This is a genomic window from Pseudaeromonas pectinilytica, from assembly GCF_054780855.1.
Map to the genome: position 1 here is coordinate 1 of NZ_BAAGVN010000030.1, position 19,867 is coordinate 19,867.

Consider the following 19,867-nt stretch of genomic DNA (forward strand, 5'->3'; position numbering starts at 1 on the left):
TAGGCGGTACTTGATTTCGACCGTCTTGGCGCGCTTGCTGATACAGCTGTAGTCCGGCGACTGTAAGGGCACATTCATCAGCTGGAACAGCGAGTTGATGAAGCCTTCCAAGGCACGCAGCGGTAGCTTAAATACCGCCTTGAGCATCAGCGCGGTTTCAATGGCGGAGTCGCTGTAATGGAAGCCTCGCCCTCGGCGGCCATGATGGGTCTGGCAATGCCACTGCTGGATGGCTTGCTCATCCATCCAGACGGTCAACGAACCACGTTGCACCAAGGCTTGGTTGTACTGTTTCCAGTTGCTGATCTTGTNCTGGATCGGGAATGATTCCCGGCTCGACAACGAGGCAAGGCATGCTCTTTGCTAGGTTAAGCACCTCTTTGAACCGGGGTTGGGCACTGGCACAGGCCATAGCGCAATAGCCCGCGCCAGTAAAGTCTCGTTCGGGGTTATATCATGTGTGGCCAAGGATTAAACGATAGGTTGGGAGTAGGAATGCCACAGTGGCTTGAACGGTTGATATACCAATGGAATGGCTGGATGGATCGCACCACAGCCAGTTTGCGTCCATCTGTCCCTGCTCCGGCATATTCCCGTTTGGCTCTGCTCTCTTCTGCTGCCACGCTGTGTGACGAGAATGGCATCATTCTCGCGGTCAATGCCCCGTTCGAAGCTCTCAGCGGCTACCGAGCGGAAGAGTTGGTCGGCCAGCTGGCGCCGGCCTTACGCTCTGGACTCTACGACACCGGGTTGATGGTGCTGATCCAACAGGCGGTTGCCGAGCGCGGGGTATGGCAAGGTCAGGTGCTCAGTCGTCACAAGAGTGGTCGCATGCTGGCTGAACAGTTAACAGTCTGCCGCTACCAGCATGGTGCCGATCTCCATTTGTTATGTCTGGTGGGCTTGATGCAGGAGAGCAGTAGCTTGCATGGTCCATCCTCCGTCTCGGTTCGGGTGCTGGATCCGCTCACCGGGCTGCTGGATAGACCCGGCTTCTATGCCGAACTGGATCATCAGTGCCAAACCGGCGCTGCATTTGGTTTACTGTCGCTGGATCTGAAAAACTTCTGCAATATCAATACACAATTTGATCATCAAACCGGCGATCTCTTGTTGCAACAGCTGTCGGATCGACTGCGTCTCCTGGTGGGTAGCCGGGAGTTACTGGGGCGAGTGGGCGGCGATGGCTTTGCGCTGCTGCTTCCTGGTGTCACCTCCGAGGTTGAGTTGGCCGCTTGGGCGGATCAGTTACTCGCTCGCGTGCATAGTCGATTCGAAGTCGGGCCTCGCAAGCTAAGGCTGTCGGGAACTGTCTCGGGTGCACTCTGGCCCCGGGATGGTCAGGATAGTCAGCAATTGCTGCGGCATACCGATCTGGCGCTGTTCGAAGCGCGGCGCCAGCAACGCAATTATCTCTGCTTTTCCGAACAGATGTTACAGGGGATTGCCGAACGCGAAGCCATGCAGCGTCACCTGTTACAGGCGATCAATGACGGCGAGATCACGCTGGTTTATCAGCCAATCTGGGATAACCGTTTGGGGCGAGTGGCCAAACTGGAGGCTCTGGCTCGCTGGCAGCATCCCGAGCTGGGTGCCGTTTCACCGGTTGATTTCATTCCCCTAGCCGAGCAGAGCGGTTTGATTCAGATCCTGGGCGAGCAATTACTGGAACAAGCGTGTCGCGATCTGCGACGCTTGCATGATGCGGGCTACGACTGGTTGCAGGTGTCGGTCAATCGTTCGACCCTGGAGTTCAACACCCTGAGTGCCGATGGGCATGAGTGGCTGTCCGTGCTGGCCAAATATCAGTTACCTCCTGGACAGTTGATTTTTGAAATTACCGAATCGATTTTCATGGATGGCCATGAAGAGCATCTGTGCCGCATTCAGGCGTTGCGGGATGCGGGCTGCCAGATTGCCATCGATGATTTTGGTACCGGCTTCTCGGCGTTGAATTACCTGCGCCTCTATCCCATGGATCTGGTGAAGATTGATCGCTCCTTCGTGCAACAGATACCGCTGCATACGCAAGATCGTCTCTTGTTACAGGGATTGATTTCAATTGTGCATAACCTGGGCATGCAATTGGTGGTCGAGGGGGTGGAGCGGGAAGAACAACAAGCCTTTATTTGTGAGCAGGGCTGTTCTTTTACTCAGGGTTATTTGTTCAGTCGGCCGCTGGCTTGGCCGGATCTGCTGTCCTATTTGCAACAACATCACCCTTCTTATGCTGCCAGTTACAACGAGCGGGTGGGATCCGCCATCCTGATATGAGTCTCACGGGAAAATTCGCCCCCTTTTGATCCGATGCGCTCATTTGGTGCCCCACCAGTGAGCGATGCTGCACTAATCCCTCGCTAACCCTTGCCCTTTGTTGGTACGTTGCTTGCTTATTGTCTGACTCATCAATGGATTGAGTATGCAAATAACAAGGGATGGTTATGCAGTTACACAGCAACAAGATGGCATTGAGCTCCGCAGAACGACACTGGCTGCCCTGGTTTGGCAAGACAGGGAAGTTGACGATGCGCTGGGCCTATCGACGCAATCGGGATCGGGTCGAGGCCATGGAGAGTGCCTTCAATAGTTTCGCCACGACCCGGCAGGCTCTGCTGGTGCAATGGTGCGAACAGCAGTGGAGTCTGTTGGCCAGCCTGGCGGATGTGGTGCCGGAGCTCTCGCAACTCAATCGTGGCTGGCTAGCAGATAAACAGTGTTTGCTCCCTGATGCCTCCGAGCTATTTGTCATCGACGTTACTGGCCAACTGCTGGCCAGCTCCCGTGAGCTGCAAGGACGGCAAGAACAAATTTCGTGTAAGGTTCTCGAGCGTCTGGCAGCCGGACGCTTCTTGCATGGCCCATATCGGGATGAACGGACCCGGTTGCTGGGGCCCAGCACATCCTCCTTCCATGACGCAGTCACCTTGATGTTCTATCAGCCGATCCTGCAGGCAGGACAGCGGATTGCTACCCTGTGTGCCCGGATCCCCAATGATGTGCTGGGAGATCTGATCCAGCGCGAAGCGGGGCATATCTTCCATGAGTCGGGTGACAATTACCTGTTTATGGTCAAGTCGGTGCTGGATCCATCCATCGAACCCGGTGTGGCATTGTCCCGGTCACGCTTCGAGGATCGCACCTTCAGCCTGGGCGACAACCTCAAGGATGGCGTGCAGACGGCGTTTGGTGTGGTCCGGGTACGGGAACACACCGAGCTGGAGCTCAAGTTCAATGATCCGGCCACGGGGCAACTGCATCCGGGGGTTCGCGAAACCATTCGTAATGGCCATAACCTCTATGTCACCTATCCGGGATACTCCGACTACCGGCATATTCCGGTCATTGGCAAGGGGATCACCTTCCAACTGCCTGGCTCGCCAGATACCTGGGGCATGATGTGCGAAGCGGATCTGGAAGAGGTCTACCGCTATCGCTCGGTCAGTTATCGTCTTCTCCAGGGGGCCTTGCTAACTCTTATCCCCAGCTGGGCTGTCGCTCAAGTTCTGGCCCAGTGGTTGTCGCTTGCCCAACCTCAAGCCATAGCCCTGCAAGCCGTCGCACTGTTGTTGGGTGGCTGGTGCTTTAATCGCCGCTATGCCAAGCCCTTGGCCAGCCGCTTGCGTCAGGTCATCGGCATGTTGCGGCGTATTGCTGAAGGGGAGGCTAACTTGCGCTTGCGGCTGGATCGCTCGACCCTGGTGAGTGATGAGACCGGCGTCATGACCCAGTGGGTCAATAGTCTGGTGGATAATCTGGATGCCACGCTGGGCAACGTGATGGTGACCAGCCGGACGCTGGAGCAGGACAATCTGCGCATGCAGCAGCATAACGGGAGCAGTGCCCAGGCTGTGGATCAGGTGATGGAGGCTATGCAGCGGACGCTCGGATCCCTGGAGGCGCAGATGGGGCGTTTGAACTCCGCCTCGGTCACAGCGGAAGATATGCATCAGGCGATGACCCAACAGGCAGAGGCGGCGCGTCAACAATTCTCGGTTGTTTCCAGCCGGACGCGCTCGATTCGTGAAACTGTCAGTACCTCGGCCCAGACAATCGAGCAACTGGGGGCTAGCACCCGGGAGATCGGTAATATTGTCGGCGTGATCCAGTCGATTGCCGCACAGACCAATTTATTGGCATTGAATGCGGCCATCGAAGCCGCTCGGGCCGGGGAAGCGGGACGGGGCTTTGCGGTGGTGGCGGACGAAGTTCGCTCCCTGGCCGAACGGACCAGCAGCTCGACGGCGGAAATCGAAGCCATGATCGTCAAGGTGCAACAACAAGCCGCCGATGCCGTTCAGATCATGGAGAAGGGGATGGGCAATATGGAGGAGGGGCTGCGGATCGCCGAACAGGCGGCTGGTGATAACGCCGGCCAGAGCCTGATTGTCGAGAAGCTGTTTGCCACCATCCATGAGCTGACCGACCACGGCCGCGAACATGCTGAAGAAGCGGCTGGGGTGGCCGATGTCGCCGGAGCCATGAAGATGGCGCTGGATGATCTCAGTCAGAGCGTGGCTCAGACCCATCACACCATTGCCAGATTGAGTCTGATGGCGGGCCGCTTCCAGGTCAGCCAACGCAGCGCGGTATGAGTATGCAGCTCGGTGTGAGTTGCACGCTGCCAGCCGCCTAGGCAGTGGCACTCTCTCTGGTACAATGCACAGGCTCCCGCTATCGGGAGCCTGTTGCTATGGGGTTGTTGCATGTTTGTCATTGAGATCATCGCCGAGTGCCCATCAAGGCAAGCAGATGCCGAGCGTCTGACGAGCGAACTGGGTGGATTGATGTTGTCGGCTCCCTTCGCTCTGGTGTGGACCGAGAGCCGTCTCGAGCTGCGCAAGCTGGATGAGCCGCTGCTGGGGGCGGTATTTGTCGATTTCGTCGAGGGTGCTGTGGCTCATCGCCGCAAGTTTGGCGGCGGACGAGGGCAGTCGATTGCCAAGGCGGTGGGTTTGAAGGCGGGCGCGACCCCGCTGGTGGTGGATGCCACTGCCGGGTTGGGACGGGATGCCTTTGTGCTGGCCTCGCTGGGGTGCCAGGTGGTGATGCTGGAGCGCAGTCCTGTAGTGGCAGCCTTGTTAGCTGATGGTCTGGCGCGGGCCTACGCCGACCCCGAGATTGGCCACTGGATGCAAGAACGCATGAGCTTGCTACCTGGCCCCGCCTTGCAACGGCTGCAGGAGTTAACCATTGCTCCCGAGGTGGTGTATCTCGATCCCATGTTCCCGCATAAGAAAAAATCGGCACTGGTCAAAAAGGAGATGCGAGTATTCCAATCGTTGGTCGGGCCGGATCTGGATGCCGATGCCTTACTGCCGGCCGCCTTGGTCGTGGCCAGCAAACGGGTGGTGGTGAAGCGTCCAGATTATGCCGGTTGGCTCAACGAAATGAAGCCTAGCAGCGCCATCGAGACCAAGAGCAACCGCTTCGACCTCTATATCCAGGCTGCACTGCGCGGGAGCTGAATCTGGTTTCAGCTTGAAGGCTGTCGTTGATTTGCGCCTCAGGCGGGCACGGGCTCTGTCGTGCTCTGGCCTTGCAGGGTTAGAGTGATCAACTCGGCCTGGGCCTGGATATGGCGAGCCACTTGCACCGATTGACTGGACATGCTGGACGACTGCTGACGCATGCCCTGCATCAGATCGGCAAAGGCCTGCAACTTTTCCACCTGGCTTTGGGCATTGCCGGCTCCTTGATCGGCCACCACGGCAGTGCTGCGCGCCGTTTCCCGAACCCCTTGCGCCGTCTCCCATAAGCCATCGGCATGTTGTTGTTGCAGTTCGGACGCATCGGCAATGGCATGGATGGTGTCACTGAGCTCGCTGGAGGCGCCCTTGAGCCGAGTAAAGATTGCCAAGATCTGCGACAGCGACTTTTGGGTGCTACCGGATAAATGGCGAACCTCATCGGCGACCACCGCAAAGCCGCGGCCGTGCTCGCCAGCGCGGGCGGCTTCGATGGCCGCATTCAGCGCTAGCAAATTGGTTTGTTCGGCGATATGACTGATAACATCGACAATGGCGGTGGCATTTTTCATCGACTCATCCAGTAATTGTAAAGAGCCTTGGCTGGCTTCGATCGCGTCACCGGTACGACGGGTGGCCGCTTGCAGTTGTTGCACCAGATCCTGACTGTGCAACATCGAGGTCTCGTTGTGGCGCGCGTGTTCGGCGATGTCGTTGGCCACCTGATGCACCTCACTGGCCAGCAGATTCAGCTCGTCCATCATCTCTTGCCCCACCGCGATGGCGCCATCGGATTGCTCGGCATGCTGCCGGATCTGCTCGACCTGACTAACCATGCCCTCCAGGGTCTGGGAAATTCGCCCCAGCTGCAGCCCCTTATCCTGCTGTTGTTGGCTGAGCAGGTTCATCAACTGGTTGAAGCTACAGGCGATCTCCCCCAGCTCACTGTGGCGGTGTTGTACCGGCAGGGGCTCTGGCCGTCCGGTGGTGACTAGGTGGCGGAAGGCGTTGCGTAGCACATGCAGGCGAGATACCACCAGCCGTTGCTGAAACAGGAAGGAGAGTAGCGCAAACAGCACCAGAATGCCGACCAGCACGATCAGGGTCAGGCCCAGCTGTTGTAGTTGCTGGGTTTGGCTCTGTTGCAGATCCTTGCCGATCTGCAGGATGTCATTCTCCAGTTGGCGAAAGTCAGCGGTCAATTGGAGCTTCATTTGCTGCTGCTGTTCCAGCATGCGTCGGGTGTTTTCCAGCTCCTTGGGATAGCGATTCAGCAGACTGGCCAGCTCGGCCTTGGGCTCTTCCCCCTGATCGGCCGCGGCTGCAGTTTCCTCGCCCAGACTGGGAAAATCATCCTCGCTCTCGGCGTGGATGCCCAGCAAGGGCAGGGCCTGCAACTGGACCAACTGCTGCTGCAAACTGTCGAGCTCAAACTGCAGGGATTTCAGTAGGCGGCTATCGTGCTGGGCCATCAGGTTCTCGCGCAATTGCCCCAGCTTGGCAATGCCCGAGGCCATACTGGCGGTTAGGCTCAGGTAAGCACTGCTCTGTGGATGCTGGGCGGCGAGGGCATAGCGGGTGAGGATCCCCAGGTTGCTCATCAGTTCGCTTTCGGCATTCTGCAGCAGTTGTTGGCTATTGCCGGCCAATTTGCCCGCAGCCAGGTATTCGCCCCCCATCTTGGCATTGAGTTGCTGTAACTGTTGTGGGGTGTTGCGCTGCGTGGTGGTGGGCAGTTGCGCGAGCAGGTTTCCTGCTTGCGTCAAGGATTGGCGGGCTTGAGTCAATCGGCTGGCATCACCGGTCAGCAGGTACTCTCCGATCTGGCGCTGGGCATCCTGGCTGACGGTGCGTCTGAGCTGCTCGAAGCTGATACCTTGCTGCTCCTGGCTGAGGCGCTGACTCCAGCCGGTGTAGAGACTCCAGCATAAAATGGAGGCGAGTAGCAGCAGCAATAGCGAGCTGAGCAGGGAAAAGTGAGCGATCTTCATGGCGGCATCCTCTTCGGTTTGCCGCGAGTGTATGAAGGGAAAATGACAAATAGATGACAGGGGGCCGGTGGAAGCAGAGCCGACGGGGAGCTGCCGCATGCCTGTTGACGGCGTGCTACTCCCGTGGGGTGGCGAGCAACTGCAGCTGTTGCTGTTTGATCTGCATATACTGCTGCTGCAAATCCAGAGCATGCCACTCAAACTGTCTCAGCCGGTGGCCTAACTCATGGCGCTCGGCATCATCCTGACTGTGGCGGTAACTTTTCCAGACCCGCTCCCGCTCGTCTTGCAGTCGATCCAGCTCATCGGCAATCTCATCCAGCTGCTGTTGCACCTGATATTCAGCACGGCCGCGCTCGTAGCGCTGACGGAAGCTGGCATCATTCGGGCAGACCCCATGATACTCATCGCCATTCTTGCCCTTGGCATAGGCCAGTTCGGGTATACAATAAAAGGCTAGCCCCTTGTCATATCCGGCTTGCCAGCGTTCCAGATCGGGCGTAATCGCATACTCTGCACAGGACTTATGGTACTCATCCAGGCGATTGCGGGTCCGACCTGCCTGGCCATCCTGATAGCCCAGACCATACCAATCGCCAAGGCGACACTGTTGTTCGGACAGCGCACTACAGCCGCCGAGCAGTGATAATGCGAGGATCAGCGGCCAGCGCATGGTCTCGACTCCCTGAGAATTAATGCAGACTCGGATTCAGTACATCACCTTCCACCGCCACGGGTGGCCGGAGTTCGAGCAGGGTCTGTTGCAGCTGGAATTCGCTCCACTCCAACTCCTGGAGCCGGGACTTCGAGGCGGCATCCTGCTTGCCGCGCAACAAGGCATGCTCCTGACGGATCTTCACCAGATCATCCTCGGCTTTTTGCAGCACAGCCCGCTCCTGAGCCTTGGCTTGTTCGGCATGGTAGCGAGTGGCAAATTCCGGAATAGCCAGACAAGGTCCCTGATAGGGCTGACTGCTGGCAGCCAACTGTCTGGCTTTGTCCATGGGGCAGGTCTGATTCAGGTGACGCTGGTATCCCCGTTGCCAGGGCGCTATGTCCAGATAGACGCCCTGATCGCGGCAGGCACTGGCGTAGCGTGCGCCATCGGCATAGGGCATGCCGCGCATGGCATCGGCGTAGCCGCGGCCATACCAATTCAGGTTTCTGCATTGATCTTTGCTGACGATACTGCAGCCAGCCAGAAGCAGCAGGCAGGCGATAAAAAGGTGTCTCATCCTGATCCTTGTGGGTCACTCGGTCGGGGATCGCGTCCAGCCCGCAGGCTAGCTTCGCGATAAGGGTGTGGCGGCTATTCTCCCATGCCCGGCGGTCAATGCGAAGATCGGGATCTGTGATTGGCTCCAGCTTTTTTTTGTGAAGCAGATCAAGTATCCGTTACACTCATAATTCACTCCATTCGGAACAGGCGTCCATGCGAACCTCTCATTTATTGCTGCTGATCATGCTGGGGGCTCTCTCCGGGTTAACACCTTTGGCGGTCGACATGTATTTACCGGCGATACCCAGTATTGCCGAGGATCTAGCCGCCAGTGTCGAGTCAGTGCAGCTGACCATCAGTACCTTTTTAATTGGCTTTGCCATCGGCCAGTTATTCTATGGGCCTATGGTGGACAGCTTCGGTCGCAAACCAGTGATCTTGTTCGGCGTGGCACTGTTTACACTGGCTTCCATTGGTTGTGTGTTTGCGGAGAGTTTGCCGGTGCTGTTGCTGTTCCGATTGCTGCAGGCTATCGGCGGCGCCGCCGGTGTCGTGGTGGTCAATGCGCTGCTGCGTGATCTGTTCAGCCCCGATGATGTGGTGCGGGCCATGACCATCGTCATCCTCACCATGACCCTGGCCCCTCTGGTGGCTCCGTTGCTCGGCGGCGCCATGCTGGCATTGGGTTGGCATTCCATTTTCATCTTACTGGCTCTGCTGGGAGCTCTTCTTTGGGGGGCCATTCTGGTGTGGATCCCCGAGACCCTGAAGCCCAAGCTGCGGCAGCCTTTACGTTTGGGCAGCGTGCTGAGTAACTATTACCGGGTCTTGTGTCATCGCAAAGCGATGGGGAGCCTGCTAGCCAGCACCTTCTCCTCCGCCGGTATGTTTGCCTTTATCAGCGGCTCGCCTTACGTCTATATCCAGTATTTCGGCGTGCCAGCTCAGCACTATGGGCTGCTGTTTGGCCTGAACGTTCTGTTTTTGATGGGGATGACCTTTATCAATGGTCGCCTGGTCAAACGGGTGGGGTTGCTGGCCATGTTACGGTTGGGATTGATTTTGAGTGCGGTGGCCGGTCTGGCTCTAGTGTTCAATGGCGCTACTGGCTGGGGCGGCTTGTGGGGCATTGTGATCCCGGTCTGCTGCTATGTCGGACAGTTGGGAATGGTCGGTGCCAACGCCACCTCCCATGCCCTCGGCTTTTTTCCGGCGAATGCCGGAACCGCCTCCGCCTTGGCTGGCTCGCTGCGTTTCGGCGTCGGTGCCCTGGCCGGGGTTGCGGTGAACAGCGTTCCGGCGACCTCGGCATTGCCCATGACCGGAGTGATGGCGGTGTGCGGAGTGTTGGCGCTGGGGGCGCACCTCTGGTTAGGCCGTACTTTGCGTCATCCGACTCGCGCCGGATAATTCGTCGGTGGCCGCACTCCCGTTACAACGAGAGTGCGGCTCTGGTGCGTTCTAGAGCGTGACCGGTTGTTCTTGACGCAACTGTTTGGCGGCAATCACCATGTTCGCCAAGGCGGCCCGGGTTTCCTCCCAGCCGCGGGTCTTCAACCCGCAATCTGGATTGACCCACAAGCGTTGCGCCGGAATGTGCTCCGCGGCTTTGCGCAGTAAGCCGACCATCCAATCTATGCCTGGCACATTCGGACTGTGAATGTCATAGACACCGGGACCAATCTCGTTGGGATAGGCAAAGGAGCGGAACGTCTCCAGTAGCTCCATGTCCGAGCGCGAGGTTTCCAGAGTGATAACGTCCGCATCCAGGGCGGCAATGGCGTCCATGACATCGGCAAACTCGCAATAGCACATATGGGTGTGGATCTGGGTGCTATCGCTCACTCCGGCAGCGGTCAGCTGAAAGGCCTGGACCGCCCATTGCAGATAGTCCGCCCATTCGGCTTGGCGCAGTGGCAACCCCTCGCGTAGCGCCGGTTCGTCAATCTGGATGATGCGGATCCCGGCTTGTTCCAGCTCGCAGACTTCGTCCCGCAACGCCAGGGCCAGTTGCTGGGCTATGGTTTCTCGGCTCAGATCTTCCCGCAGAAAGGACCAGCAGAGCATGGTCAGGGGTCCGGTCAGCATGCCCTTCATCGGTTTGGCGGTCAGCGACTGGGCATATTGGCTCCAGGCCACAGTAATGGGATGAGGTCGGCTGATATCGCCGCAGATGATCGGTGGTTTGACGCACCGGGAGCCGTAGCTTTGTACCCAGCCATTGCGAGTAAACAGGTACCCAGCCAGTTGTTCGCCAAAGTACTCGACCATGTCGTTGCGTTCCGGCTCACCGTGTACCAGTACATCCAGATCCAGTGCCTCCTGCTCCCGTACCGCGTAGGATATCTCCTGTTGCAGGGCGGTTTCATAGTCTTGCGCACTGAGTCGTCCCTGCCGGTGTTCCAGGCGCAGAGCCCGGATTTGGGCGGTCTGCGGGAAGGAGCCTATGGTCGTCGTCGGCCAAGCGGGCAGGTTCAATGTCTGTTGCTGCTGGATGGCTCGCAGGGCATAAGGGCTTTGGCGCTGGGCCTGTGCCGGAGTAATGGCGGCTACTGCAGCCTGTACTGCCGGATTGTGAACGCGGGAGGAGCGAGCCCTTGCCTGGATGGAGGCACTATAGGCTTGCAGGCGCAGGAGCTGATCCGGCTGTTCCTCACTGAGCGTCTGTGCCACGAGTTGCAGCTCGACACATTTCTGGCGGGCAAATGCCAGCCAGCTGCGGGCCTCGGCATCCAGTGCAGTTTCTTCTTGCAGGTCCAATGGACAGTGCAGCAGTGAGCAGGAACTGGCGAGCCAGAGACGTTCTCCCAGTTGCGCCGCCAGCGGTCGTAGCCGCTGGTGTTGTTGCTCCAGATCCGCACGCCAGATATTCCGGCCATTGATGATGCCCAGCGAGATGATCCAGTCAGCGGGCAGCTCGGCCAACTGGGATGAAGTGGGCCAGTGACCGGCGACACAATCCAGATGTACCCCTTGCACCGGCAAACGGCGGATCAGCGACCAATGGTGATCGACCGAGCCGAAATAACTTGTCAGCAGCAGACGGCAATGTCCTTGCAGGGCATCATAGGCCGTGTGGTAAGCATCCTGCCAAGCATCTGGCAAGTCGAGGACCAGAGCGGGTTCATCGATCTGCACCCAGTCACAACCTGCAGCTGCCAGCCGAGCCAACACAGCACCATAGACGGCGAGCAACTGCGGCAGCAGTTCCAGCCGATCGAACGGTTCGCCTTTGACTTTCCCCAGCCACAGATAACTCACCGGACCGAGCAGGACCGGCTTGACGGCATGACCCAGGGCTTGAGCTTCGGTGATTTCGTCAAACAACTGGGTCCATTCCAGGCTGAAACTCTGATGGCGTGTGAATTCAGGTACTAGGTAGTGGTAGTTGGTGTTGAACCACTTGCTCATTTCACTGGCGGCGGCGGTATGGCCGCTGGGAGCCCGGCCGCGCGCGATCCGGAACAGGGTGTCGACATCGACGCTACCATCCTGATTGCGATGGCGAGCCGGAATATTGCCTAGCAGCAGCGAGATACCCAGTACCTGATCGTACCAGGCGAAATCGCCAACCGGCAGCAGGTCGATGCCAGCTTCTGCCTGCCATTGCCAATGACGTTGTCGTAGTGTCCGGCTGGTTGCCAGGAGATCGGTTTGTGTGTTTTTTCCGGACCAGTAATTTTCCAGGGCTTGCTTGAGTTCGCGCTTCACGCCGATGCGAGGAAAGCCGAGGGTATGGGTAAGATGTGCCATGCATTTCTCCATTTGGACGTCTAGATGTTTACATGGCTATGTTTGTCGATTAGCGTAGCGCAACGCTATCGCAACTTTTGCAACCGTCAGTTGCAGGATCTTCATGATCGAATTGAAACATCTACGCACTCTCGCCACCCTGCGTGACGTGGGCAGTCTGAGTGGCGCTGCCGAGAGACTGCATCTGAGTGTCTCCGCCTTGTCCCATCAGTTGACCGAGCTGGAATCTCGGCTGGGGGGACCTTTATTTTTACGCAAGAGCAAGCCGTTGCAATTTACCCGGGAAGGGCTGTGGTGCCTGGAGCTAGCGGATGAGTGTCTACCTAGGGTCGATGCGGTGCTCAGTCGTTTCGCACGGCACCAGGCTCCGGTTACCACGCCGTTGCGCCTAGCGATCGAGTGTCATAGCTGTATTCACTGGCTAGCCCCGGCGCTCGAGGGGTGTTCCGCCATTGAGGGACGGGAAATCGAGTTTGTGACCGGACAGAGTTTTGATCCCCAGTCGGCCTTGTTGCTCGGCGAGCTGGATCTGGTGCTGACGTCGGAGGTTCAGGCGTGTGCCGATATCCACTACCAGGCTCTGTTTGACTACGAGATGCGCTTGGTTCTGACCCCGAATCATCCATTAACTCAGGTGCCGGAGGTGACACCCGACTTGGTCGCCGCTGAAACCTTGCTCAGTTACCCGGTTGCCAGTTCACGTCTGGACGTGGTGCGGCAGTTCTTGCAGCCTGCGAACCGGTCGCCCGCACGGATCCGGCAGGTTGAAAATACTTTGATGCTGGTACAGATGGCGGCAGCAGGTTGGGGTATTGCCGTTTTACCCGACTGGGTGTGTCGGGATTTTGAAGCTCAGGGGTTGGTGGTCACCCGGCGCCTGGGGGCGGGGATCGGGAGTCGACTCTATGGTGCTTTGCGCGTTCGGGAACGACAAAACAGTTGCTATCAGGCGCTGTTTCAACGCATTCGGCAAGCCGCGAAATCGGCGCTATAACGGTTACAATCAAGGTCTGTCCCGATTTGTCCAGGTTTGATTGCAATCGATCTTTCCGTGTCTATAGTAGGCTCCGTCTTTTTATTGCGGTGGTTACAGGAGCTTCAGCATGCGTAAACCTTTCCTTCTTGCGTTACCGATCCTCGTGGTTTTGGTCCTACTGGTGCTCAATCATAATGCCCCTTCTGTGCCCCAAGATTCCGATGCGGCTCAAATGGATTTGTCCCGTCTTTCGGCGACCGAAATTGGCAAGCAGAGTAAAGCGGCCATCATGGATCTACTGCAGAGCGAAAAGCCGGATGTGATCACCAAAGATGCAGAACAACTCCGGCTGCTGGCTCAGGCGCCTGCGGCACGCCGCGCGGATGCGGCCCGTTCACTGGAGTTGATCGCTGGGTTGGAAAAGGGGCGTTTGACCTTGTTGAGCCAACGATTCTCCCTGCGTCAGGAGCGTGATGCCTTACTGGCTTCGATTCAGCAGGGCAATTTGGCCGTGGAAATGATCGTCGCTCCCATGGTGGGTTCTGATGCCTATTTGGGGGGCATCTACCAGCAATATAAAGATTACTCGGCCACCATGACGCTCGTGATTACGGCGCTGTTTACCGATCCGGAACTTGAAAATCAGAAGTTAGCGGTTACTCGTTTGCGGGGGATGGCGCCGACGGCGATCGATAATATCCGAGTGTTAAGTCTGGAAATTGCCGCATTGCAGAACAATGCTCAGCTCAAAACGGGGATCGACGCGTTGCAACAGATGATCAAGCCGGAACAGGGCTGCATTGCTCGTTGGCTTTGGTTGCAGGAACAAGAGCAAAAATTGCAGGACCTAGCCGAACAACTACAGCATCAGATGAGCGGTCGCTGAGTCATTGCTCCGTGGTAGAAGGCCCTGCGGGGCCTTTTTCATTTGCGTCCTTTGTGATCAAGAAAAGGCTTTCGATCAAGAGTTTGCCCTATTGGCGCGATCTAGTGTGGAGGAGATCAAAAAAAGGATTAATTGCTGCGGGAATAGGCAAGTGGCCATAGTAATATGAAAAAAGTCAGAAGCCCTCACTTACTTTGTGGCGGTGGTGAGGAGTCAAGACTCCAGGACGTAAGATTCAAATGCGCAACGGAATGTGCTTCGGAATGGTAATGCCCACTCCCAACTCACCCATCTCGTATGGTCAGAGTGCTGCCGTTGCCCACAAATGCTGATCCCGGGGTAACCCAAGGATCGCGATATTTGTTCCGATTGTCCCTGCGTTATGTGACAAGCGGAATAATCCACATCTGGCATACCTGACTTTTTATGGTCATGGGTGCTGACCGGAATGTACTCATTCCCTGTTTGGTGGCGATTACTATGACAAAGAGTGCATCTTCATCCGTTGAGACCCGACTGGAATCTGGTCTTAATGCGTTCAAGAATGGTGACTATCTTCAGGCTCTGGACGATTTACGCCCCATGGCTGAAGCCGGTGATGTCCAGGCCCAATATCAGATGGGAGTCATGGCGGTAGAAGGCTTGGGCATGAGCAAAGATGAGCTTGTCGCCCAAGAGTGGTTCCGTCGCGCGGCCGCGCAAGGTTCCTTACCGGCACAACGCAGTCTGGATCGCCTGAATACGGTGCCGGCTCGCGTGGCGTGGCAGATGAGCGCCGCTACCGCGAGTAATCGTCAAGTGTCGGCGCAAAGTTCCGGTATCAAGAAAGTTGAGCGCATAGTTGAAAGCCCAGAGCCGAAAAAAAAGCGGGTTAGCTGGAATGTCAGCGGTTCTGTTGCCACAGATATTGAGCATGAAGCCACACCGGTGACTCCGGTACGGGCAACGCCAGTCACCAATGAAGTCACCTGGCGCATGAACACCGCAACCCACTCATCTCAGTCGGGATTGTCCCAACTGCGGCAGGCTGCGGAGCAGGGCGATGCCGAGTCCCAATACAGTTATGGTATGACTCACGCCTATGGTCGTGGTGTGGCGGAAGATCCAACCCAGGGCGCCTTCTGGCTCAACCGTGCGGCTGAGCAGGGACACTTGCTGGCTCAGCTGAATTTGGCGCAGCTGTTCATGCAGGGCAAGGGCGTCTCGCACGATGAATTGCAAGGTCTGGTCTGGTATCGCCGCGCCGCCGAGGCGGGTTCGATAGAAGCGCAATACCAGATGGCTGTTGTCAGTCGTAACCCTGATTCTCCTTTCTATGATGTGGCGCAAGCGATGCACTGGCTGCAACGCGCTGCCGAACAGGATCATGCGGATGCCCTGTGTCTGCTGGGACAGATGTACCAGTTGGGCGAGGGGGTCGAACAGGATCTGGACAAGGCGCGTAGCTATTATCAGAGTGCGGCAGAAAAAGAGAGCTCAGAGGCGCAATATCGTTTAGGGCAACTTTGGGTCGAAGGGCGGGAGCCCGATTATCCACAAGCCCTGTATTGGCTCAGACGCAGCGCCGATCAGGGGAATGCTAATGCGCAGTTGGCATTGGCCAAGATGTATGAGCATGGACTGGGTGTCCCCCAATTCCATCAACAGGCCACAGATTTATATCTCAAAGCGGCTGAGCAGGGATTGGTTGAGGCGCAGTACCGTCTGGCCTGTATGTGCCTGCATGGCATGGGGATTTCAGCGGATCTGCAACAGGCTTTGCTCTGGTTCCGTAAATCAGCTGATGCTGGCTTGGCGGATGCCCAATATCAGTTGGGGCGCTTGCTGGAGCTGAATTTGGTGGATCATGAGAGTGATGATGACACTGATCGGGATAGTAGCCGTATGTCACGGAGCGTCTCATGGACGCAAACCGGCCGCAGCAGCGCCCCCTCACCGCAAGCCTGGAAAGAGGCGTTTATCTGGTATAAACGAGCTGCGGATCAGGATCATGTCGATGCCCAGTACGCACTTTCCATGCTGTATGAGCAGGGCCGTGGTGTTGAGGCGAATGCAAGCCAGTCATTGTACTGGGTGCGTAAAGCCGCAGAGCAAGGGCATTCCGGGGCCCAATTACGTCTGGCTTGCCGCTATGAAGCGGGAGCCAGTGTTGAACAGGATGAAGAATTAGCCTTCCATTGGTATCGCAAAGCGGCAGAACAAGGCGATCCCGCCGCCCTGTATGCGCTGGGATTGCAGTATGAGCGTGGGCGGGGTGTCAAGCTGGATGAGCAGCAAGCGGTCACCTGTTATATCCAGGCGGCGGCTCAAGGCCACCTCAAATCCCAGTTCAAACTCGGGTTTGCCTATGAACATGGACGAGGTGTCTGCCAGGACCGGATCAAGGCGGCCGAGTATTACCAGCGTGCGGCTGAAGCGGGTCACGCCGAATCCCAATTCAACTTAGCCAGCATGTATCTGCAAGGGGATGGCGTCCATCTGGACTCTTCCAAGGCGGCTTTGTGGCTGAATAAAATTGTTGAGGCCGGTGATGCCCGAGCGCAATTTATGCTGGGGCAGCTATATGAAACCGGCGCGGGTATTGCCCAAGATGAGCTGAAAGCGGCGGAGTTATATCGCAAGGCGGCTGATCAGAATGAACCACGAGCTCAGTTGGCGCTAGGTCGGATGTATGAACGGGGACGTGGCGTGACGCGCAGTTTCCGCGAGGCCGCCAACTGGTATCAGAAAGCCGCCGAGCAAGGGTCCGCTGAAGGCCAATTCATCTTGGGCGGTTTTTACCGGATGGGTCGTGGCGTGCAACAAGACTATCGTCAGGCTGTTCAGTGGTTCCGGAAATCGGCTGAGCAGGGAAATCAGCAAGCTTATCTGGCGTTAGGGCGACTTTACGAACTGGGGCAAGGGGTGTTGCAGGATCATCTGCAGGCGCTTTCATTCTATCGCCGGGTTGCGGCTGAAGGGGTGGCCGAAGCGCAGAATCGCTTGGGTAAGATGTATCGGCAGGGATTGGGGGTCCAGCAGGATGATGCGGAGGCCGTTGCCTGGTTCAACAAATCCGCTGCGCAGGGTGATCCGCAGGGCTGCTCCGAATTGGCGGAGTTGTGTCTGCAAGGGCTCGGGTGCGAGGTCGATAGTGGTCGTGCGTTGCAGCTGTTCCGTCAGGCCGCAGAGTCGGGGCATGCCGATGCGCAATACAATCTGGCCATGCTGTTCGAAACCGGGCGGGTGGTGGAGTTGGATTATCAGCAGGCGGCAAGCTGGTATCGTCTGGCGGTCGATCAGGGACATGCTAAGGCGCAGTACCAACTCGGGGTCATGTTCCAGGAGGGCCGAGGAGCGCCACAGAATTTCCACCAAGCGGCAGCGCTGTTTTCTCGGGCTGCAGAACAAGGGCATGCCCTGGCGCAATACAACTTGGCTTGTTTGTATCAGCAAGGTGTCGGCGTGCCGCAGGATAATCAGCAGGCCTATGTCTGGAGCTCGTTGGCGGTTGCCGGCGGTTGCCGTCTGAGTGAGGCGCAACAGTTACGGGACAATATGGCGCGATTGCTGAACGCTGCACAATTAATCGAGGCGCAGCGTGAAGCAACCTTGTTTTTTGAGCAGTGGCAGATGCAGGTGTAATTAACCAGTCAACGGTTACGAGCACAAAAAACGCCGGTTATGAAACCGGCGTTTTTTCATGTTTGCTGCTTCGAATCTTATTCTGCTTCTTCGAATCGTGCCGCGACCAGTTGTTCGACGGCATCCATGACCTCCTCGGCATCCGGACCTTCGCAGGTGACATGAATACTGGATCCTTGAGCGGCCTCAAGCATCAATAACCCCATGACGCTATCTGCGCTGGCCTCTTTTTCTTCATTGCTGACCATGATAGTTGCCTGATAGCTGGCGGTGAGTTGCACCAGTTTGATGGCGGCACGGGCGTGTAACCCCAACTTGTTGATGATGGGCAGTCGTTTCTCAATGCGAGGCATGGGATTTCTCCAGCGTACGATGGCGGACCTGGACGGTCTTGTTTCTGGCCCGGAAACTGGCGGCTAACAGTTCGGTGATGAACACGGATCTGTGCTGTCCTCCTGTACACCCGATGGCAACCGTGACATAGCTACGGTTGTTCCGCTCCAGATGGGGAAGCCAGTTACTCAGCAGGGTTTCGATCTGCTGGCTGTAAAGCATGACATCCGGCTGTGCTTGCAGGTACTCACGGACTGGCGCATCCAGCCCGGTCAGAACCCTGAGCTCAGGAACCCAGTGTGGATTAGGGAGAAAGCGGGCATCGAACACGAAATCTGCATCTTTGGGGGTGCCATGTTTGAAGCCGAACGACTCAAAGACCAAAACCAGTTCTTTCTCTTTGCGCCCCAAGACGCGTTCGCAGATCTGCTCGCTGAGATCGTGAATGCTCAGCATGCTGGTATCAATGCGCAGATCAGCCGTTGATGACAAGGGAGCCAAGAGATGGGTCTCTTGTTGGATGGCTTGATCCAGCGAGAGGTGCTTGCGCGACAGTGGATGTAAACGCCGACTTTCGCCATAGCGACGGATCAGCGTGGCATTGTCAGCATCGGTAAAAATACTGGAAAATTCGATATCGCTGGCCTGACGGATTTGGCCCAGCAAGTTGTCAATATCGCCGCTTTCGTCCGGCATGTTGCGCACATCAATACTGACGGCGAGTTGGTCATAACGATCCCGTGCTTCCAGCACCAATTGGGGCAGTAAGGTAACCGGAAGATTATCGACACAATAGTAGCCTAGGTCTTCCAGGACACGCAGGGCTATGGTTTTTCCTGAGCCAGAGCGGCCACTGACCACGATCAATTTCATGGGCGCCTCAGGGGGCAATCATCAGTTGATAGAGCGCTTCGTCACTCTCGGCCTGGCGCAGTAAACGACAAAAAGCCTTGTCATTCAACTTGCTGGCGATGAGAGAGAGCGTCTTGAGATGGGTTTTACATTCACTTTCGGGTACCAGCAGGGCAAACAGGATGTCGACAGGCTGGTTATCGATCGCATCGAAGGCAATGCCTTGATCCAGTGTTAGAAATACCGCTGTCAGTGGATGACCGTCCGGGATCCGGCCATGAGGAATGGCGATGGCCCCGCCAATGCCGGTACTGCCCATCTTTTCACGGGCCAACAGGCGTTCAAATAGCTCTTGCTCATCCAATCCTAACCGCTGGGCGGCCAGTTCACTGATGAGTTCAATGGCGCGTTTTTTACTGGAACAAGGGACTGCACTTTTGGTGCAGTCCCTGCTAAGAAAGTCCTGAATTAACATAGTTACTTACTATTCAATTTTTCTTTGTGCTTGATGATCTGGCGATCCAGCTTATCAATCAGCGTGTCGATTGCCGCATACATATCGGCCTGCTGGGAATTGGCAAAAATCTCGCCACCATTGACGTTGAGTTTGGCTTCGGCGATCTGGTTGAGTTTTTCAACCGTGAGAATGACTTGAACATTATTGATTTGTTCGAAGTGACGCTCCAGCTTGGCAAATTTGCTATTTACGAAGTCACGCAGCGGGTCGGTAATTTCGATGTGATGACCTGACAGGTTAATTTGCATAAC

General features: G+C 56.8%; 16 protein-coding genes. 7 read left to right on the forward strand and 9 right to left on the reverse strand.

All coding sequences use genetic code 11. From position 1 onward, the window contains the following. On the reverse strand, positions 1-318 hold a 318-nt coding region (locus tag ACYVG7_RS02965), incomplete at its 3' end, for a transposase (protein ID WP_460881794.1). 177 nt (positions 319-495) lie between these two features. Here ACYVG7_RS02965 and ACYVG7_RS02970 point away from each other — a divergent pair. From ACYVG7_RS02970 to ACYVG7_RS02980, 3 genes are all read left to right on the forward strand, one after another. Continuing rightward, positions 496-2,274: a putative bifunctional diguanylate cyclase/phosphodiesterase gene (locus tag ACYVG7_RS02970; protein WP_460881761.1), complete on the forward strand. Its 1,779-nt coding sequence runs from the start codon at positions 496-498 to the stop codon at positions 2,272-2,274. Between the two features lie 167 nt (positions 2,275-2,441). Further along, entirely contained in the window at positions 2,442-4,592 is a 2,151-nt protein-coding gene (locus ACYVG7_RS02975) for a methyl-accepting chemotaxis protein (protein WP_460881762.1), read from the forward strand. A 111-nt stretch (positions 4,593-4,703) separates the two neighbouring features. Beyond that, a complete protein-coding gene (locus ACYVG7_RS02980; protein WP_460881763.1) occupies positions 4,704-5,465 on the forward strand; it encodes a class I SAM-dependent methyltransferase in 762 nt (253 codons plus the stop codon). A 38-nt stretch (positions 5,466-5,503) separates the two neighbouring features. On the opposite strand, the gene ACYVG7_RS02985 is transcribed toward ACYVG7_RS02980, so the two are convergent. The 3 genes from ACYVG7_RS02985 to ACYVG7_RS02995 all read right to left on the reverse strand — a co-directional run bounded on the left by ACYVG7_RS02985 (position 5,504) and on the right by ACYVG7_RS02995 (position 8,691). After that, entirely contained in the window at positions 5,504-7,456 is a 1,953-nt protein-coding gene (locus tag ACYVG7_RS02985; protein WP_460881764.1) for a methyl-accepting chemotaxis protein, read from the reverse strand. A 115-nt stretch (positions 7,457-7,571) separates the two neighbouring features. Further along, positions 7,572-8,129, reverse strand: coding sequence for a DUF2799 domain-containing protein (locus tag ACYVG7_RS02990; protein WP_460881765.1), 558 nt, complete (start codon positions 8,127-8,129; stop codon positions 7,572-7,574). Positions 8,130-8,148: 19 nt separating this feature from the next. After that, the gene (locus ACYVG7_RS02995) at positions 8,149-8,691 is read right to left on the reverse strand and encodes a DUF2799 domain-containing protein (protein ID WP_460881766.1); all 543 of its coding nucleotides are present in this window, start codon (positions 8,689-8,691) and stop codon (positions 8,149-8,151) included. 197 nt (positions 8,692-8,888) lie between these two features. Here ACYVG7_RS02995 and ACYVG7_RS03000 point away from each other — a divergent pair, with 197 nt between their 5' ends. After that, positions 8,889-10,085 carry a Bcr/CflA family multidrug efflux MFS transporter gene (locus ACYVG7_RS03000; protein ID WP_460881767.1) on the forward strand — a complete coding sequence of 399 codons (1,197 nt, stop codon included), beginning with the start codon at positions 8,889-8,891 and terminating at the stop codon, positions 10,083-10,085. 51 nt (positions 10,086-10,136) lie between these two features. Here the strand turns inward: ACYVG7_RS03000 and metE are convergent, their stop codons facing one another. Beyond that, a complete protein-coding gene (gene metE / locus ACYVG7_RS03005; RefSeq protein WP_460881768.1) occupies positions 10,137-12,428 on the reverse strand; it encodes a 5-methyltetrahydropteroyltriglutamate--homocysteine S-methyltransferase in 2,292 nt (763 codons plus the stop codon). 103 nt (positions 12,429-12,531) lie between these two features. On the opposite strand from metE, the gene ACYVG7_RS03010 reads away from it, so the two are divergent. The 3 genes from ACYVG7_RS03010 to ACYVG7_RS03020 all read left to right on the forward strand — a co-directional run bounded on the left by ACYVG7_RS03010 (position 12,532) and on the right by ACYVG7_RS03020 (position 17,914). After that, entirely contained in the window at positions 12,532-13,422 is an 891-nt protein-coding gene (locus ACYVG7_RS03010; RefSeq protein WP_460881769.1) for a LysR substrate-binding domain-containing protein, read from the forward strand. 109 nt (positions 13,423-13,531) lie between these two features. Then, a complete protein-coding gene (locus ACYVG7_RS03015; RefSeq protein ID WP_460881770.1) occupies positions 13,532-14,290 on the forward strand; it encodes a hypothetical protein in 759 nt (252 codons plus the stop codon). 480 nt (positions 14,291-14,770) lie between these two features. Then, entirely contained in the window at positions 14,771-17,914 is a 3,144-nt protein-coding gene (locus tag ACYVG7_RS03020) for an SEL1-like repeat protein (protein WP_460881771.1), read from the forward strand. A gap of 77 nt (positions 17,915-17,991) precedes the next feature. Here the strand turns inward: ACYVG7_RS03020 and ACYVG7_RS03025 are convergent, their stop codons facing one another. The 4 genes from ACYVG7_RS03025 to hpf are packed head-to-tail and all read right to left on the reverse strand — an operon-like array spanning position 17,992 to position 19,864. After that, positions 17,992-18,267, reverse strand: coding sequence for an HPr family phosphocarrier protein (locus tag ACYVG7_RS03025; RefSeq protein WP_460881772.1), 276 nt, complete (start codon positions 18,265-18,267; stop codon positions 17,992-17,994). Then, positions 18,254-19,120, reverse strand: a complete 867-nt coding sequence (gene rapZ / locus ACYVG7_RS03030; protein ID WP_460881773.1) for an RNase adapter RapZ — start codon at positions 19,118-19,120, stop codon at positions 18,254-18,256. The genes ACYVG7_RS03025 and rapZ overlap by 14 nt, the downstream gene beginning before the upstream one ends. 7 nt (positions 19,121-19,127) lie before the next feature. Beyond that, the gene (ptsN, locus tag ACYVG7_RS03035) at positions 19,128-19,574 is read right to left on the reverse strand and encodes a PTS IIA-like nitrogen regulatory protein PtsN (protein WP_460881774.1); all 447 of its coding nucleotides are present in this window, start codon (positions 19,572-19,574) and stop codon (positions 19,128-19,130) included. Positions 19,575-19,576: 2 nt separating this feature from the next. After that, positions 19,577-19,864 (reverse strand): ribosome hibernation promoting factor, encoded by a 288-nt coding sequence (gene hpf, locus ACYVG7_RS03040; RefSeq protein ID WP_460881775.1) that lies wholly within the window; start codon positions 19,862-19,864, stop codon positions 19,577-19,579. Between the last annotated feature and the right edge of the window lie 3 nt (positions 19,865-19,867).

Excerpts from the sequence above, each read along its gene's own strand:
- ACYVG7_RS02970 (WP_460881761.1), top strand. The coding sequence starts at position 496 with ATGCCACAGTGGCTTGAACGGTTGATATACCAATGGAATGGCTGGATG.
- ACYVG7_RS02975 (WP_460881762.1), top strand. The coding sequence starts at position 2,442 with ATGCAGTTACACAGCAACAAGATGGCATTGAGCTCCGCAGAACGACAC.
- ACYVG7_RS02980 (WP_460881763.1), top strand. The coding sequence starts at position 4,704 with ATGTTTGTCATTGAGATCATCGCCGAGTGCCCATCAAGGCAAGCAGAT.
- ACYVG7_RS02985 (WP_460881764.1), bottom strand. The coding sequence starts at position 7,456 with ATGAAGATCGCTCACTTTTCCCTGCTCAGCTCGCTATTGCTGCTGCTA.
- ACYVG7_RS02990 (WP_460881765.1), bottom strand. The coding sequence starts at position 8,129 with ATGCGCTGGCCGCTGATCCTCGCATTATCACTGCTCGGCGGCTGTAGT.
- ACYVG7_RS02995 (WP_460881766.1), bottom strand. The coding sequence starts at position 8,691 with ATGAGACACCTTTTTATCGCCTGCCTGCTGCTTCTGGCTGGCTGCAGT.
- ACYVG7_RS03000 (WP_460881767.1), top strand. The coding sequence starts at position 8,889 with ATGCGAACCTCTCATTTATTGCTGCTGATCATGCTGGGGGCTCTCTCC.
- metE (WP_460881768.1), bottom strand. The coding sequence starts at position 12,428 with ATGGCACATCTTACCCATACCCTCGGCTTTCCTCGCATCGGCGTGAAG.
- ACYVG7_RS03010 (WP_460881769.1), top strand. The coding sequence starts at position 12,532 with ATGATCGAATTGAAACATCTACGCACTCTCGCCACCCTGCGTGACGTG.
- ACYVG7_RS03015 (WP_460881770.1), top strand. The coding sequence starts at position 13,532 with ATGCGTAAACCTTTCCTTCTTGCGTTACCGATCCTCGTGGTTTTGGTC.
- ACYVG7_RS03020 (WP_460881771.1), top strand. The coding sequence starts at position 14,771 with ATGACAAAGAGTGCATCTTCATCCGTTGAGACCCGACTGGAATCTGGT.
- ACYVG7_RS03025 (WP_460881772.1), bottom strand. The coding sequence starts at position 18,267 with ATGCCTCGCATTGAGAAACGACTGCCCATCATCAACAAGTTGGGGTTA.
- rapZ (WP_460881773.1), bottom strand. The coding sequence starts at position 19,120 with ATGAAATTGATCGTGGTCAGTGGCCGCTCTGGCTCAGGAAAAACCATA.
- ptsN (WP_460881774.1), bottom strand. The coding sequence starts at position 19,574 with ATGTTAATTCAGGACTTTCTTAGCAGGGACTGCACCAAAAGTGCAGTC.
- hpf (WP_460881775.1), bottom strand. The coding sequence starts at position 19,864 with ATGCAAATTAACCTGTCAGGTCATCACATCGAAATTACCGACCCGCTG.